The sequence below is a fragment of the Aliirhizobium sp. YIM B11859 genome, assembly GCF_057163345.1.
Map to the genome: position 1 here is coordinate 1 of NZ_JBXHAY010000027.1, position 14,282 is coordinate 14,282.

17 protein-coding genes and 1 pseudogene are annotated in these 14,282 nt (G+C 57.0%); 9 read left to right on the top strand and 9 right to left on the bottom strand.

Annotated features, from left to right (window positions below):
* The 3 genes and pseudogenes from AC2GXZ_RS31985 to AC2GXZ_RS31995 form a co-directional block, all read left to right on the top strand.
* Window positions 1-531: pseudogene (locus tag AC2GXZ_RS31985) on the top strand (LON peptidase substrate-binding domain-containing protein); the annotation flags it as partial.
* A gap of 145 nt (window positions 532-676) precedes the next feature.
* Entirely contained in the window at window positions 677-2,530 is a 1,854-nt protein-coding gene (locus tag AC2GXZ_RS31990; protein ID WP_483763285.1) for an ABC transporter ATP-binding protein, read from the top strand.
* 55 nt (window positions 2,531-2,585) lie between these two features.
* The gene (locus AC2GXZ_RS31995; RefSeq protein WP_483763286.1) at window positions 2,586-3,422 is read left to right on the top strand and encodes an acyl-CoA thioester hydrolase/BAAT C-terminal domain-containing protein; all 837 of its coding nucleotides are present in this window, start codon (window positions 2,586-2,588) and stop codon (window positions 3,420-3,422) included.
* A gap of 348 nt (window positions 3,423-3,770) precedes the next feature.
* On the opposite strand, the gene aac(6') is transcribed toward AC2GXZ_RS31995, so the two are convergent.
* Genes aac(6') through AC2GXZ_RS32010 form a run of 3 tightly spaced genes read right to left on the bottom strand, consistent with a single transcriptional unit; the run spans window position 3,771 to window position 5,403 of the window.
* A complete protein-coding gene (aac(6'), locus tag AC2GXZ_RS32000) occupies window positions 3,771-4,232 on the bottom strand; it encodes an aminoglycoside 6'-N-acetyltransferase (RefSeq protein WP_483763300.1) in 462 nt (153 codons plus the stop codon).
* A complete protein-coding gene (locus AC2GXZ_RS32005; protein ID WP_483763287.1) occupies window positions 4,214-4,813 on the bottom strand; it encodes a GNAT family N-acetyltransferase in 600 nt (199 codons plus the stop codon). The genes aac(6') and AC2GXZ_RS32005 overlap by 19 nt, the downstream gene beginning before the upstream one ends.
* Window positions 4,810-5,403: a recombinase family protein gene (locus tag AC2GXZ_RS32010; RefSeq protein ID WP_483763288.1), complete on the bottom strand. Its 594-nt coding sequence runs from the start codon at window positions 5,401-5,403 to the stop codon at window positions 4,810-4,812. The genes AC2GXZ_RS32005 and AC2GXZ_RS32010 overlap by 4 nt, the downstream gene beginning before the upstream one ends.
* A gap of 376 nt (window positions 5,404-5,779) precedes the next feature.
* On the opposite strand from AC2GXZ_RS32010, the gene AC2GXZ_RS32015 reads away from it, so the two are divergent.
* Window positions 5,780-5,974, top strand: a complete 195-nt coding sequence (locus AC2GXZ_RS32015) for a hypothetical protein (RefSeq protein ID WP_483763289.1) — start codon at window positions 5,780-5,782, stop codon at window positions 5,972-5,974.
* A gap of 232 nt (window positions 5,975-6,206) precedes the next feature.
* Window positions 6,207-6,803, top strand: a complete 597-nt coding sequence (locus tag AC2GXZ_RS32020) for a GIY-YIG nuclease family protein (protein WP_483763290.1) — start codon at window positions 6,207-6,209, stop codon at window positions 6,801-6,803.
* A gap of 413 nt (window positions 6,804-7,216) precedes the next feature.
* Here AC2GXZ_RS32020 and AC2GXZ_RS32025 read toward each other — a convergent pair whose 3' ends face one another.
* A complete protein-coding gene (locus tag AC2GXZ_RS32025) occupies window positions 7,217-7,831 on the bottom strand; it encodes a LysE family translocator (RefSeq protein WP_483763291.1) in 615 nt (204 codons plus the stop codon).
* Between the two features lie 131 nt (window positions 7,832-7,962).
* Here AC2GXZ_RS32025 and AC2GXZ_RS32030 point away from each other — a divergent pair, with 131 nt between their 5' ends.
* A complete protein-coding gene (locus tag AC2GXZ_RS32030; protein ID WP_483763292.1) occupies window positions 7,963-8,421 on the top strand; it encodes an Lrp/AsnC family transcriptional regulator in 459 nt (152 codons plus the stop codon).
* 62 nt (window positions 8,422-8,483) lie between these two features.
* Here AC2GXZ_RS32030 and AC2GXZ_RS32035 read toward each other — a convergent pair whose 3' ends face one another.
* Both AC2GXZ_RS32035 and AC2GXZ_RS32040 read right to left on the bottom strand, forming a co-directional pair.
* On the bottom strand, window positions 8,484-9,068 hold the full coding sequence (locus tag AC2GXZ_RS32035; protein WP_483763293.1) for a bifunctional transcriptional activator/DNA repair enzyme AdaA: 585 nt from the start codon (window positions 9,066-9,068) through the stop codon (window positions 8,484-8,486).
* A gap of 72 nt (window positions 9,069-9,140) precedes the next feature.
* Entirely contained in the window at window positions 9,141-9,737 is a 597-nt protein-coding gene (locus AC2GXZ_RS32040; protein ID WP_483763294.1) for a bifunctional transcriptional activator/DNA repair enzyme AdaA, read from the bottom strand.
* Between the two features lie 84 nt (window positions 9,738-9,821).
* Here AC2GXZ_RS32040 and AC2GXZ_RS32045 point away from each other — a divergent pair, with 84 nt between their 5' ends.
* Window positions 9,822-10,808, top strand: a complete 987-nt coding sequence (locus tag AC2GXZ_RS32045; RefSeq protein WP_483763295.1) for an EamA family transporter — start codon at window positions 9,822-9,824, stop codon at window positions 10,806-10,808.
* Entirely contained in the window at window positions 10,805-11,209 is a 405-nt protein-coding gene (locus tag AC2GXZ_RS32050) for a hypothetical protein (protein WP_483763296.1), read from the top strand. The genes AC2GXZ_RS32045 and AC2GXZ_RS32050 overlap by 4 nt, the downstream gene beginning before the upstream one ends.
* A 106-nt stretch (window positions 11,210-11,315) precedes the next feature.
* Here the strand turns inward: AC2GXZ_RS32050 and AC2GXZ_RS32055 are convergent, their stop codons facing one another.
* Complete coding sequence (locus AC2GXZ_RS32055; protein ID WP_483763297.1) at window positions 11,316-11,630, bottom strand: DUF1272 domain-containing protein; 315 nt, start codon at window positions 11,628-11,630, stop codon at window positions 11,316-11,318.
* Between the two features lie 69 nt (window positions 11,631-11,699).
* Between AC2GXZ_RS32055 and AC2GXZ_RS32060 the strand changes: the two genes are divergently transcribed.
* Window positions 11,700-12,689, top strand: coding sequence for a GlxA family transcriptional regulator (locus AC2GXZ_RS32060; RefSeq protein ID WP_483763298.1), 990 nt, complete (start codon window positions 11,700-11,702; stop codon window positions 12,687-12,689).
* Between the two features lie 61 nt (window positions 12,690-12,750).
* Here the strand turns inward: AC2GXZ_RS32060 and AC2GXZ_RS32065 are convergent, their stop codons facing one another.
* Together AC2GXZ_RS32065 and AC2GXZ_RS32070 are read right to left on the bottom strand one after the other, a co-directional pair.
* A complete protein-coding gene (locus AC2GXZ_RS32065; protein WP_483763299.1) occupies window positions 12,751-13,626 on the bottom strand; it encodes a Gfo/Idh/MocA family protein in 876 nt (291 codons plus the stop codon).
* A 125-nt stretch (window positions 13,627-13,751) separates the two neighbouring features.
* Window positions 13,752-14,090: an LON peptidase substrate-binding domain-containing protein gene (locus tag AC2GXZ_RS32070; RefSeq protein ID WP_483763301.1), complete on the bottom strand. Its 339-nt coding sequence runs from the start codon at window positions 14,088-14,090 to the stop codon at window positions 13,752-13,754.
* Window positions 14,091-14,282 lie beyond the last annotated feature (192 nt).

Below are 14,282 nucleotides of genomic sequence, written 5' to 3' on the forward strand. Positions count from 1 at the left end.
TCGGCAGGCCGTCGAACACGCTCTTGTCGGCGATCGGCGGATTGTCGTTGTCGCTCAGAGGCGCGGTATCGACGATCGACCTAATACCCCTGATGCCCTTTATCCGGTGGGTGTCATAGCAAACGTGGTCGATCGCCAAACACAGGTAGACGGAACGCTTAAGGTCACCGTCTCTGGCTTCAGCGCGCCGGCATCGCCAGCATTACCGATGGCGAATTCCTGGCGGCAAAGGTTACACCGATTGAGGAGCAGGGCGGCCAGTCGAAGGAGGTGACCGCTCTTTCGAATGCGGTCCTTGATGCCTATCAGACTTACGCTGATGTCGATTTTTCCGCGCTTCCGCCAGGGTCCAAAGCCCGTTTCGGCCTACCGTCTATCGGCGATCCGGGCCTGTTGGCCGACACAGTCGCTCCATTGCTGTCGACCAGTATCGAACAGAAGCAGCAACTCTTGGAAGCAAATGACGTGGTGGTTCGCCTCGGAAGACTTATCGAGTTGATGAACGCTGGCCGCCCTAAAACGATCGCGTAAGGATTTCTTCGCTTCTACGCGCCAGTCTAGCCACAGTCTCAATCTGCAGAAGGGCCTGCAAAATCGGGCCCTTTTGACCATGCGCTGGATTCCTTCGACTTGGAGGATACACTAGCCATGTAGCTGAAGCAGAAGAGATTTAAAAATGCTTGGCAGGATTTTAAAACTAGGCCTTTCGATAAATTGGGGCCGCGTGGCACCGGTCATCATTCTTGCAGCCGTCGCAGCTGTCCTGCCCGTTGGTGTACCGCTTCTGCTCGGCCATGCCATCGACACCGCACTGCAAGGCAAAGGCGTGCTTGAACTCTTACCAACGCTCGGATTGATCCTGATTCTCGCCATTGCGGGCGCTACTGCGGAACTGTTGACCAATGCGCTTGGCGCCAAGGTCGGATACGGAATTTCGTGGGAGCTAGCGCGTAAGCTGTATTCCAACCTGCTTCGGATGCCCCTCCTTAGCTATTTCACGATCAATCCTGGCGTCCTCAACAGCCGGTTGACCAATGACATGCGGATGGTCGATCCGCTGTTCGTCTCGATCCCTATTTCCTTCATTCATGGCTGGGCCGGTCTCCTGGCTGTCGCCATCGGACTGGCGTTCATCAATGTATGGTTCCTTGCTGCCTTCATCCTTGTTCCGATCGCACTTCTGGCGGTCCGTTTCGCCGAGGGAAGGATCAACGCGACGATCCGTGAATCTTACGAGCTCAATGCGCGGGTTGCCCTGCAAATTGAAAGCACGACCAGCGGCGATGCTGTCAGCCTCGTTCGACAGGCACAGGCTACGGCAATCGAAGAGAGGCGTTTTGGAGATCTGGCTGAGAAGTCGGTTGAAATAGCGTCCCATATGGATGTCTGGCGGGCCATGATTGTCGTTGCATACCGGCTTTGCTTCGATCTGATTACCGTGCTGTTCCTGGCAATCGGCGTCTTTCTCGCATCGACCGGACGGGCTTCGATCGGCAGCGTGGTATCTGCCTTGTTCTTTGTCGGTCTGGTTCGCCAGCCGCTGGGAGAGGTGGTTGGGCAACGTTATCCGTTAGTGCGGGCCGGTATGGGGCTTGGCAGAGTGGAAGAGGTTTTGGCATCGTCCAATACCGGCCTCACGAACATTGCCGCTACCGCTCGCCGGCACCCGGTAGATGCAACCAAGCCGCAATTGATCTTCGAGAATGTAGGGTATGCTTATCCCACTCGTGGTGACGTGGCCGTGAAAAGTCTCTCCGACGTCGCCGCCGCCAATTCAGCGATGAGTGGCTTCCTCGCCGGGGTTTCGCTGACAAAGTTGGTGGAAGCAACACCCGTCGGAGAGGCGGGGGATGCGTCATGGGTGCTTGACGACGTTTCCTTCTCGGTTTCCTGCGGCGAGACGGTGGCCGTCGTTGGAGAATCCGGGTCTGGCAAGTCCACGATCATCACGCTGGCGTGCGGCATCATACGGCCGGGGCGAGGGCATATTCACGTAGGCGGTGTCGATACCATCGACATGACAGAAGAAGACGTCTGGAAGTCCGTATCGCTGGTAAGTCAGGACATATATCTCCGGGATGCGACGCTGCGGGAAAACCTGAACTATGGCCGCGAGGATGCGACCGACGAGGAATTGATTAGCGCTCTGGATGTGGCAGGGCTCGGGGACCTGTATAAGCGGCTCTCGGAAGGGCTCGATACGAATGTCGGGCAGCGCGGAAAACGCTTTTCAGGAGGCGAGCGCCAGCGTGTTGCGATCGCGCGAGCTGTTTTGCGGGACCGTCCACTGCTGATCCTCGACGAGGCGACGTCTCATCTCGACACGCAGCGCGAAGAAAGCATTCTGGATGCGATCGAGTCTATTGCAAAGAACAAGGCCGTTCTTGTCGTCGCGCACCGATTGTCCGCAATCGAGCGAGCGGACCGGATCGTGATGCTAGACAAAGGCCGGATTGTTGAACACGGGCGGCACGGGGAACTGATAGCTGCGAATGGTCCCTACGCTCGGATGCACCGCGTAACGAGCTAAGGGCACTCGCAAAAGTCCTCAAATCTTCGCGGCAGGAGGAGCCACCACCGTGTCCATGCCTGAAATCGAGCAGCTCGATGGTGAAGTGAAAGGAGCATTTATTGCTGCTTGTCACGGCAGTGAGACGGGTGTCATTGTCCTGAGCGGCTCAAGTGGCCGGGTCGATACCGTTCGAGCGGCGCTCTTCGCGACGGCTGGCGCGAACGCGCTCGCACTGCGTTGGTTTGGGGGATCGGGACAGTCGCCCGGCATTTGCGAAATCCCACTGGAGACATTTTTCACCGCCACTGACTATCTCATTTCTGAAGGATGTCGGCGTATTATTTTGGCAGGCACGTCCAAAGGAGCTGAGGCAGCATTGCTCGTGGCAGCCTATGACAAACGTGTAAGCGCTGTGATTGCCATCAGCCCTACGTCCGTCGTATGGGGCAACATCGGTCCGGGCAAGGATGGATTAGCTTGGCCTGAACGGTCGTCATGGTCTCTGGAAGGGTCATCCCTCGACTTCGTTCCGGCCACTGCTGATTGGGAACGCGGCAATCGTGATGGGCTTATATCCTACCGACCTCTGTTTGAGCAGAGTCTGGCTGTCAATCCCGACGCGGTTCGCCGAGAAGGAATTCCGATAGAGAAAACAGCGGCCGAAATTGTCTTGGTTGCTGGAGGGGACGACGCTCTGTGGCCCTCAGACGTATTTGCACAACAGCTTTCCCGCCGCCGAGAGGATTATGGCATGCCAGTATCGGTCATAATTAACCAACAAGCGGGGCACCGAATTTTGCTACCCGGTGAGAATACCCCTCGATCGACCCTCCATGCCCACGGCGGAACCGATGAGGCAGACGTTGCGCTCGGAAAAGCAGCTTGGAGGAAAATTATTACACTGCTTTGAAAGCAAAGGTGCAGGCGGCATCTACAAGAAGCGGGAGCCGCGAAATTCCTGACTAAAGCTTCCAATTAGCGTCTGAGTTATGCGACCGCTGAAGGCCAGGGCGATAGTGCTACGCATTGCAGGAGAATTATAATATGCTAAAATTATTCAGTGCCTCGTGATCGAGGCTTCAGGGGAGGAGAATATGGCTAAGAATGAAAAGACCGGTAAGAAGGCAGGGACGGCAGCCTCAAAGGTTCTGAAGAACGGTAGCTCCAGCAAAGACGATAAGACGGCAGCAGGGTCGGCTCTGTCGCAACGGCCTGACAAACGGAAATAGATGCCGGCCCAGAGCCCCGAAGGCCCGATCTACAATGATTGCCTGAAGAATATAACGCGCTCGGTTTCGTTGAAGCCAAGTGCCTCATGAAAGCGATGGCTGTGCACATTGTCGACTGGAGCATCAGATGCGAACTCGGCACATCCTCGGGTTTTACCTTCTGACCTGACCGCATCGAATAACATCCGTCCAATCCCCTGCCGCCTGTAGTTCGGGCTCACATAGATCCCTTCCAGAAATAAGACCGGCGAAGACGAGCACCCATTCACATAGTCGTGGCGAAGAGAAGCTTCAGCGAAAGCGATCAGGCTCCCGTCAGGGGATTGGGCGACGAAGCCTAGAAAATTTCCCGACTTGTCACCCAAGCAGGTATTGAGTTGGTCCGAATGATCGTTTTCCGAGTGGTTTGGCCAAAGCCCCGCTCTGAGGCGAGACCATCCGTTTATGTGCGTATGGTGGCCTCGGACTACTGCTACTGTTTGTTCCGGCATGAGGTTTGCGAAATCTTCTGCCATCGTTGCTCCCACTCCGATTTCAAAACCGCGTAAATATATTCACTGCCCCATCTGCCATTGTACTTATCAGTCTCGATCAAATGAGCCTCTTGGCGAAAGCCCAGGCGCTGAACCACGCCGACAGATCCTGCATTCTGGGAATCCAGCCGGGCAAATATTCGGTGGAAGCCGATCGTGCCAAAGCCGATATCGACGATCCTCCCCACGGCCTCAGTGGCGTAGCCATTCTTGCCAAAATCCGGATTGAAAACATAGCCGACCTCACCCTGAAGGGCCTGCTTGCTATCAATTTTGAGGAGGACCTCGCCTACAAGCGCGTCGTCCGTTTTTCGAAGAACAGCCAGCCGGTAAACATCACCGTCGCTATGGAATATAGTCACTAAGGCTCTCGCGAATTTTCGCTGAAGCGCCGCAGGCTCCGGAGGAGCAGCGTACAGATACCGGTAGACCTCAGATCGAGAATGGTATGCCCGAAATTGCTCTTCATCATCCGCCACGAATGGTCGAAGCGTAAGGCGGTCTGTCTCGTATGGGTGGCTGAGATTGTCGACGTTCATTCGATTTCCAGGGCAGGCGTGTTGGGTGCCGCAGTTCGAAGCAACGCCAGTTCCCGGTACATCGTAGATCGACCCAGCCCCAGTTGCTTTGCAGCCTGGGCCGGCCGAACCCCGGCATCGATCAGCTTCAGAGCAGAGGCGAGCTTATCCTCGTCGAGTGTTGGCCGGCCGAGCTTCTTGCCGCGTGCTCTCGCAGCCGCAATACCGTCGCGGGTTCGCTCTACGATCAGCCGCCGCTCGAAATGGGCGATAGCGCCGAAGACGTGAAACACCAGCGCGCCGGCAGCTGAGGACGTATCTAACCGTTCCTCCAGAGACCGGAACGCCAGCCCACGTGCCTTGAGGTCATCCACCGTTTCGAGCAGTTCCTTTAGCGATCGACCGAGGCGGTCGAGGCGAACGACGCAGACGATGTCGCCCTTGCGAGAATATTTGAGAAGTTCGGCCAACCCGGGCCGATCGAAGCTCTTGCCGGAAATCACATCCTCGAAGATTTTGATGGCGCCGGCTTCTTCACGGAGACGTCGGCGCTGGACTTCGAGATCCTGGTCTTTAGTGGAGACCCGGGCGTAACCAAGAACATCGGGCATGGTGGCTGTTTCTTTCGTCTCTAAAACGCTCGGTTTATAGACGGCACGACTGATCGCGGCACACGCGGCCAGAAACCGTCTTTAAAATAGGTCCAGAAATAGCACGCGTCTCTAAATTTTTAAAGGCGATTTATGGACGAGTGTTTGTTTGCCTAAAAACTCTGCTTCCGGAGGAGCCAATTTCTTGTTGCCTGTAGCCAATCGCCGCGTTGACCAGAATAATGGCCGATACCAAAGCCCTTCAGCTGAAGGTCGAATGGAACCGACCCGGCGAATTGGCCTGCCTCGGAAAGGCGCGATCGCTGCGCCGCATCCATGATTTGCCGATCGTTGGATCAGTGCTATCGTCCAGCGAACATGCTTCAGGAAAAGTCGAATGCGCGGTCGAATACCTTCCGATGTCCATCTCAGGCCTGACGATCTCGCATTGCTCGAACGAGCGTTCGCACAAGTCATTCCGGAACACGATACCCATCCTGACGAGCTGGCGATGCTGCTGGTGCGGCTCTTCCAGGACGGCGTGCGGACAGAGGCAGACTTGATCGTAGCGGCCGAGAAGTGGTTCCGTTAGTGCTGACATTCGGAAACCTCCTTGATCTGGTTGGCATCCCTCGCAGTTCAGTTCGACTTCTTCGGCATCAGGACAACCGCCATCCCGGACATCCGTCGCCCTACACCCTCTGGCGGGACAACCGGCCGCGGTTCGACAGCTATCGGCCACGCAGGGGTTCAGCGACGCACCGGACCTGAATGCTCCGATCTGGGCGTCGTTCGTCGGCGTGCCAGGGAAGGAAACGCTCTTTGTGGGTCTTTACGCGGCGAAGCTGATCGGCCCCCTGTCTGAAGATCGTCCACATCCGATCACGGGTGGTGTCGAGGTTGCGGGAAGTTGCAACATCTACTGGCTCGAACCGAAACCGGAACTAGCCGAGTATGCCGGCCGCCTGTGGATCGACTGGGGTCCGGGCTTCCGCGCGTGGATCCAGCGTGGGGATCGAAAGGAGAAGCCGATCGTCGAGCTGCGGCGAACATTCGAAGAGGATCCCTTCCCCGGTTTCTCGACTCTTATCCTCAACCTGTCTGAAGTCGAGACGATCCCGGCAAGCTGGTTGTCGGCGCTGGCGTCGACGCGCGGGATCTACCTGCTGTCATGTCCGCGCACGAAGGAGCAGTACGTCGGTATGGCCTCTGGGGCTGAAGGCTTTCTCGGGCGCTGGAGAGAGTATTTCGCGACCGGACATGGCGGAAACGTCGGCCTGAAGAGCCGGGATCCGAGCGACTACCGGGTGTCTATCCTGGAGACGGTCGGCAACAACGCTACCGTGGCGGAGATCCTGGCCCTAGAAACCCGATGGAAGTCTAAGCTACTGAGCCGGGAAATGGGCCTGAACCGAAACTGACGCAGGGTGTCTGCTTCACGAGAAGAGACAGGCTTTTGTCAGGAGCGCTCCAAAGCTCGCCGTTCTAGCTCGTCATCGATATCGATCGCGCCGCGATGATGGTTCGGCTCAATATGAGTGACGCGGTGAGCGTTGGCTTTGCCGATCCGGCCCGTCAAAGGCTGCATATGAAGTTGTCACACGGTTTGCCCGGAGGCGCAATCTCGGTGCATTTCTCTCGACAGGCAAAACGACCTGCAGAAGCCGGATAAATTCACTCTCAATCCTAACTTTCGCGACAAAATGACAGCCGCTGAATTTTAAGGAAGAATTCTGTCGCAAAAGTCGCATGCAAAAGTCAAAGTTCTGCGACAGACATTTGCGTCATATTCGGGATGGCTAATCCGACGCCCAATCCATGTTTATATCACTGGCTATTCCAATACGATAGGAATCAGAGATGCAACGAGCAGCGCGGCCATCGCGACGTTGAAGGTGCGGATCGAGCGGTGTGAGGACAACAGTTGCCCGACAGACGCGCCCAGCATTGTCCATACCAAAACGCTGACGAATGTTGCCATGCCGAAGATGACCGCGAACAGAAGAGCAAGGCTCATGCGTTCGGCTTCGGCTCCTTGGCCATAGGCGACAACGGCTCCGCTAACCATCACCCAAAGCTTCGGGTTCACCAATTGGAAGAGGGCTCCGTCAATAAAGGACAAGGGGCTGGTCCGCGGCGTACCCGTAGAGCCCAACCCCAGCGCACGGGGCTTGGCGCTGCCGATCTTCCAGGCCAGCCAGAGAAGGTAGAGAACGCCGACCCACTTCAGCGCTGCGCCGACACGCGGGTCCGCGACCACGGCCGAGCCGAAAGCCGCGACCACCAGCATGATTGCGCCGACACCAGTTCCAATCCCGATCGTCAGGGAGAGACTTCTCACAATGCCGAAGGTCGCGCCAGATGCTGCGACAATCGTGTTGTTCGGCCCGGGCGTTGCAGCCATGGCGACAGCGAAGCCCGTCACTCCAGCCAGCCATTCGATATCCATGTCCCTTCTCCACTCTGCCAGTTCAGGAAGGTTAGGCTACCTTGCGCGCAATCCGGTTGCTTAGATGCCATATAATTTGCATATTCTGGCATCGGCATAGTGATATCATCAATATAGAAGCGTTAAATTCCATGCTAATGGATGACATCGACAAACGTATCCTGCGCGAGTTGCAGCGTGACGGTCGTCTCCAGAACATAGAACTCGCCAAACGTGCCGGTCTGTCCCCTTCACCCTGTCTGAGGCGGGTGAAGCTTCTGGAGGAGGCAGGAGTAATCAGCCGCTATGTCGCTGTGGTCGATCAGGCCAAGGTGGGCCTCAACCTTTCCATGTTCGCCAGAGTCTGGCTGACAGCGCAGGACGCAGAGACAATCGACCTCTTCATTGCCTCGATGCGCCGTCTACCGGAGGTCGTTGAGTGCTACATCATGCTGGGCGAGAGTGACGCGCTCCTGCGGGTGGTCGTCGCTGACCTCGACGACTATCGCCGCTTCCAATCTACCCACCTTACCCACAAAAACGGTATCCAGAACGTCAAGACAGACGTACCAAGCGAAGTCGTAAAGCAGACTTTCTCACTGCCCATATAAGCTCTCGCAAATGTCGAAAATTCTCCTGAGATGGTAGCCCGGCTTTTGCGGGTGATAGAAAGTCAGGAATTGCGCGACAGCTGAGCTCTTTTGATGGCCGATGGCGGCCGCCTGTACACCTCTTGGAAAACAGCGTTGAAGCGGCGAAGACTCTGAAACCCGGACTGCAATGCAATCTCCGTGATGGCTAGATCCGTTTCGGTCAGTAAACGTTTCGCACATTGTATCCGAACGGTTTTCGCAACCTGAATGGGGCTGGCGCCGAGATGCTTCTGAAATAAGCGGGAGAGATGCCTGGCACCTACGCCAACACGCTCTGCCAACGCATCGACCGTCGCGCCAGTACCATTCAAAGCGCCTTCTTCTTTTATAAGCCTCACCGCCCGCTCAACGATTGCGACGCTTCCCTTCCAGGCCGTGCAAAAGGGAACTGTTTCCGGCCGGCAACGCAAACAAGGCCGATAGCCGGCGAGTTCCGCAGCAGTTGCGCTCGGCAAAAATTCTATGTTGCGGCGGTACGGGAGCCGGACAGGGCAAACGCAGCGGCAATAGATCCCCGTCGTCCGAACACCGATAAAAAAGCGACCGTCGAAATAAGGATCGCGGGCCAGCCACGCTTCTTCGCATCGGGAAATATCCAGGCTCATGACATGATCCTACACAATCAATTGCATCCCAAAAGGACGACGTCCGAATATGGCGAGTGGGTAGACATCAGCTCAGCTCGATCGGCGAAACGTTGATGGTGGGCGTCTGTAGACGCTCTGAAATGCCTCATTGAATCTTCGGACGCTGCCAAAGCCTGATGCAAAGGCTATTTCAGCTAGCGACATCGTCGTCCCATCAATCATCCGCTTGGCCTTTTGTATGCGTTTCGTAGCGGCAATCTCGCTGGGGCTGGCCCCGGCATGACGAATGAACAATCTCAAGAGGTGGCGCGGTCCCACGCCGAGGACTTCGGCAAGCTGCGTAACCGAATTCGTGTCGAGACATCCGTCGTCGATGAGGCGTATTCCTCTTGCCACCGTGGTCGCCGTGCCCATCCAGGCAGGCGATCCCGGCGCGGTCTCAGGGCGGCAGCGCAGGCATGGCCGAAAACCGGCGCGCTCCGCCGCAGCGGCCGTCGCGTAGAACGTTACGTTCTCTGAGCGAGCCGGCCGAACCGGGCAAACTGGCCGGCAATAGATGCGGGTCGATCGGACGCCGGAAAAGAACAGCCCGTCAAAGGCTCGGTCGCGCGCAAGCCGCGCCTGATCGCAAACGTAGCGATCCAAGTGCGGGGGAAGCATCTGTGTTTGAAAAGAAGCTGCCGTCATTTCGAAATCGTAACGCCGCCATCGAACGATGAGTAGCCGGAATCGGACTCGATCGGACGATGAGGTCCGAATCTGGCGAGAAACTTGACCGGCGAAGAGGCACTCCTACGAAAAATGAAAGGTATTGCCGTGAACGTCGAAGCTCCGCTCAAATCGCATGACGCCGCCCTAGGCCGCAATCTCGCCGTCGAAATAGCTCTTCTCCTGGTATTATCGCTGATCTGGGGCAGTTCGTTCACCCTCATAAAGGTCGCAGTGGAAACGATCCCGCCGCTGACCATGACAGCTGCACGCGTCACGATAGCCGCCATTTTGCTTGTCCTCTTTGCGAAGGCACGCGGGCTTGCGTTGCCTGATGAGAAGGCCATCTGGGCCGCTTTTTTTGTTCAAGGGCTGCTGCAGAGCGCGATCCCCTTCACGCTTATCAGCTGGGGCGAGCAGCATATAGCGAGCGGCCTCGCCGGCGTATTGAACGCAACACCGCCGATGTTCGCTCTGCTGATCGCGGGGTTGACGGGATATGGAGGATCGCGTGCCAACAGGCAGAAGATCATCGGTGTCCTCGTCGGGCTATTGGGTGTCGTCGTAACGATTGGCATCCAGTCGATGGCAGACATCCGTACCGCTTCGCCCCTGGCGCAAGCGGCAGTGTTGGGCGCGAGCGTCTGCTACGCGATCGCACCAATGTGGGGGCAACGCTTCTCCGGGCTACCGGCGATCGTTACGGCGGCAGGCGCAATGAGCTGTGCAGCAATGGTGATGTTGCCGGCTGCTATCATCATCGAGCGTCCCTGGACCCTGTCGCCGACATGGGAAGCGGCGGGAGCCGTTGCTGTGATCGCCGTTCTGTGCACAGCCATTGCGATGGTCATCTATTTTCGTCTTGTGCGGACCCTCGGCGCGCTCGGGACGACCAGCGGCAGCTACCTGCGGGCGGGTTTCGCCGTAGCGCTTGGCGTCCTCTTTCTCGGGGAAAGCTTCACTTGGTCCACGGCATTCGGAATGACGCTAATCGTACTTGGTGTCATCGCCGTCACCGTGCCACTGCGCTGGCCTGGAATGTCGAAATGATGAGACACGTGCTTCCGTCCGTGGTTTTACCTCATCCCGAAACTTGGCAGAATAAAGGATGGAGCTTCAGGCTTTACATGGGATCGCAAGCGGAAGGAAACCGTTCAACTGATCTCATGGCATTGACCAGACAGCTTATTCGAGCCCGTGTCATCTCATTGATCGACCGGGCTGAGGTGACCGGGCAGGGCTTTGCGATGGCCTCGCAATTCGCAAACGGCGCGATACGAGTTCAAATCTGGTGGTGGACGCTGGATCTCGGTCTTAATCGGGAAGCTGTACACAGCGCACATGGCGCTGAAGAGTGGGAGCGGCTCGCACCTTGGGATATTGTCGATGCTCGCGAGATCGCTGTTATGCTCTATGAAGCGGAACAATACCGGCATCTGTCCCGCAACTGACGCATCGTGCAGAGCGGCCGCACCATATTTTCAAAGGCCTAGGCGCAACGGCTCGCGTATCAAAACTCGGTTTTGCGCGACACCGTGCGCCAGCGCTCTAGCGACCTCAACGGCTCGCTGGCGGCAGGTCTTTGATGCGTTCTACATGCACCTTGATATCATCGAGCGTGAAAGGGGTATGATGACGGGTCGTGCTGGCCGGATGATAGCGCAGCCCCAACCGCTTTTCAGGACGCCAAGCATTGGTGGGCCGGATCGGACGCGGCGCGAACCCGCCGCCGCAGGTAGGGCAGACGTTTTGCAAGACGGATTCCACACAGTCGACGCAGTAGGTGCATTCATAGGTGCAAATGCGAGCATCGGCGGAAGCAGGGAGCAAGTCACGGTCGCAAAGTTCGCAGTTGGGGCGCATTTCAAGCAAGGGGGCCTCCTTGGATAACAACGTCATCCCACCTTGTTACCTCGGGGCGATTTTGGCAGAAATGACAATATGCCCTCGTTTTCAGCCAAACGTCTTGAATCCCAACGTCATGTCGCCTTTGTGCTGTTCGATCGAACCAAGCTCATAGACGTCACCGGACCTTTACAGGTTTTCAACGACGCCCGGTTGCCTACCGGCGAAAAAGCCTACCGGATTTCACTCGTTTCCGAAGCCGGCGGCCCGGTCATCACCGATACAGGCTTCGCACTGGAAACCCAGCCGTTCGTAATATGCCGGGCAAGCTTGCCGGATACGGTGATCGTATCCGGTGGTGATGGCGCCATCACCGCCGCGCGATCGACCGCGCTGCTGTCCTTCCTCGGTGAGATGGCAGAACAATGTCGCCGCCTTGGCTCCGTCTGTCTCGGCGCGTTCGTCCTTGCTTATGGCGGCCATCTGAACGGGCGGCGCGCTACGACCCATTGGGAAAACTGCTCGCAGCTCCGCGAGGAATTTCCGCAAATAGACGTGCGCAATGACGCCATTTTTGAAGAGGATGGCGGGGTCTGGACCTCGGCCGGCGTCACGGCGGGCATAGACATGGCGCTGGCGATGATCGAGCAGGACTTGGGCCGTTCGGAAGCGCTACGGCTCGCGCAGTCTCTCGTTCTCTACGTCAGGCGAGCAGGGGGACAGCGCCAGTTCAGTGCAGCTCTCACTAGACAGATGCAGAGCAAGGGCGGGGAGTTTGACGACCTCATCGCCAAGATGCTTGCGGACCTCTCATCCGACCTGTCTGTGCCCCGCCTCGCCGCTATGGCACGAATGAGCGAGAGAAGCTTTGCCCGCAAATTCACCGCGACAATGGGGACCAGCCCGGCTCGCTTCGTGGAAGACCTGCGGGTTGATGCAGCTTGCGAGGCCCTTCAAAGGGGAGAGGTCCGACTATCAGAGCTGCCGTTTCTTTTCGGCTTCGGAAACGCTGAACGAATGCGCCAGGCTTTCCAGAGAAACAAGGGGATTGCTCCATCTGAATATCGAACCCGCTTTGGTAAGTAGCTGTCGCAAAACTCCCGACTTCTTTTCGATATGTCAGCCGGACTTTTGCAGCGCTGCAAAATCAGGATTTTTGCTTGTTTCTAAAGCTGGTGATCACAAGATTTGCTGCAAGCGCCTCTTCAGCGGTAACGCATGCAGACCAATTGCCGGTGCTAACACCATTGAGAAACGGCTTCAGGCCCATCCCAGCGTCCAAGTTGATCTTTCCCAGGCTTGTACCGTCGCCACTTTCATTTGACTGAAAGAATCGCTGTTCGCCACGAGTCCTCATAGCGCCACGACTTCCCAACACCTCTATCTCCATCATAGGGCCGGCTGCGCCGGCCCACCCTGCTTCAATGACGGCGTTCCCACCCGGATATGTGGCGATAGCCACACCAAAATCTTCAGCCTGCGTGCGCTGCATAACATCCGTGGCAAAGAATGCTCCCGCCGTGATCGGGCCAAAACCCCACCAATGCAAGAGATCCGCGCAATGGATCGCAAGATCCCCGAAACCGCCGACGCCGGCGAACTGCGGATCGAGAAGCCAATGATCCCTCAGCCAACCAGACCGGACCCCATCGTGGGCAAATCGAATGCGTAGATAGCCGACCTTGCCCAGCCGACCGCTTTCAATGAGCTTCTTCGCTTCTGCGAGCGGAGGAACAGTGCGTAAGAAAAAACCGGTATGGAAAGGGATCCCGCAATCCGCGACAGCCTTGGAAAGTTGTATGGCATCGTCCGTCTGAATTCCAAGCGGCTTCTCGATAAATATTGGCAGACGCCATGTCAGCAGCACGGCGGCGTCCTGCCTATGAAAGGCCGTCTCTGAAAGGAGTAAGATCGCTGAGAGGCCGGCAATCGGTGTTGAAGGGTCGAACTTCTCTGCGCCCGTTTCATTCAATGCATTGGCAAGACAATCCTCATCTCGGTCCCAAACATGCGAAACCCGCATGTGAGCGGTCTTTTGAACCTGCCTCACATAATCCCACCAATGTGGGTGACGACATCCATGCACGGCGATATCGAAAATCATACAGGAATAATAATGAGACTTTTGCCGCGCTGTAAAATCAGTATTTATGCGACAGCTTTGGGGAGGCCAGCGCTCATCAACTCGATAAGTCTTTCCAGTCGAGTCACTACGTCACTGGTTTCCAAGAGTTGCTGCTTCTGTTCGATACTAGTCGAGAGCAGAGGGGCGACTGTGTCGGCCAACAGGCTCGGATCGCCGATCGAAGGCAGGCCGAAACGGGCTTTGGATCCTGGCGGAAGCGCCGAAAAATCGACATCGGCGTAGGTCTGATAGGCATCGAGAACCGCATTCGAAAGAGCGGCTGCCTCCTGCGACTGGCCGCTCTGCTCTTCAATCGGCGTAACCGCCGCCGCCAGGAACTCGCCATCGGTAATGCGGACAATGCCTGTTCGCTGAAGCCCGCAGACGGTGACCTTGAGAGCCCGTCCACCTGTGTCTGGCGATCGACCACGTCTGCAATGACGCCTACCGGATGGAGGGCACCAAGAGTGCTGGGGCGATCCTCGGCATCCCGCCTTTGGGCGACAACGACAACGCGCCGATCACCGGCAAGAGCGTGTTCCACGGCTTGGCGG

Bases quoted from the DNA above. Each gene is read 5' to 3' on its own strand.
- AC2GXZ_RS32025 (WP_483763291.1), bottom strand. From the start codon at position 7,831: ATGGATATCGAATGGCTGGCTGGAGTGACGGGCTTCGCTGTCGCCATG.
- AC2GXZ_RS32040 (WP_483763294.1), bottom strand. From the start codon at position 9,737: ATGACGGCAGCTTCTTTTCAAACACAGATGCTTCCCCCGCACTTGGAT.
- AC2GXZ_RS32060 (WP_483763298.1), top strand. From the start codon at position 11,700: ATGCCCTCGTTTTCAGCCAAACGTCTTGAATCCCAACGTCATGTCGCC.
- AC2GXZ_RS32035 (WP_483763293.1), bottom strand. From the start codon at position 9,068: ATGAGCCTGGATATTTCCCGATGCGAAGAAGCGTGGCTGGCCCGCGAT.
- AC2GXZ_RS32050 (WP_483763296.1), top strand. From the start codon at position 10,805: ATGATGAGACACGTGCTTCCGTCCGTGGTTTTACCTCATCCCGAAACT.
- AC2GXZ_RS32010 (WP_483763288.1), bottom strand. From the start codon at position 5,403: ATGCCCGATGTTCTTGGTTACGCCCGGGTCTCCACTAAAGACCAGGAT.
- AC2GXZ_RS32065 (WP_483763299.1), bottom strand. From the start codon at position 13,626: ATGCGGGTTTCGCATGTTTGGGACCGAGATGAGGATTGTCTTGCCAAT.
- AC2GXZ_RS32030 (WP_483763292.1), top strand. From the start codon at position 7,963: ATGCTAATGGATGACATCGACAAACGTATCCTGCGCGAGTTGCAGCGT.
- AC2GXZ_RS32005 (WP_483763287.1), bottom strand. From the start codon at position 4,813: ATGAACGTCGACAATCTCAGCCACCCATACGAGACAGACCGCCTTACG.
- AC2GXZ_RS31995 (WP_483763286.1), top strand. From the start codon at position 2,586: ATGCCTGAAATCGAGCAGCTCGATGGTGAAGTGAAAGGAGCATTTATT.
- AC2GXZ_RS32015 (WP_483763289.1), top strand. From the start codon at position 5,780: ATGCGCGGTCGAATACCTTCCGATGTCCATCTCAGGCCTGACGATCTC.
- AC2GXZ_RS31990 (WP_483763285.1), top strand. From the start codon at position 677: ATGCTTGGCAGGATTTTAAAACTAGGCCTTTCGATAAATTGGGGCCGC.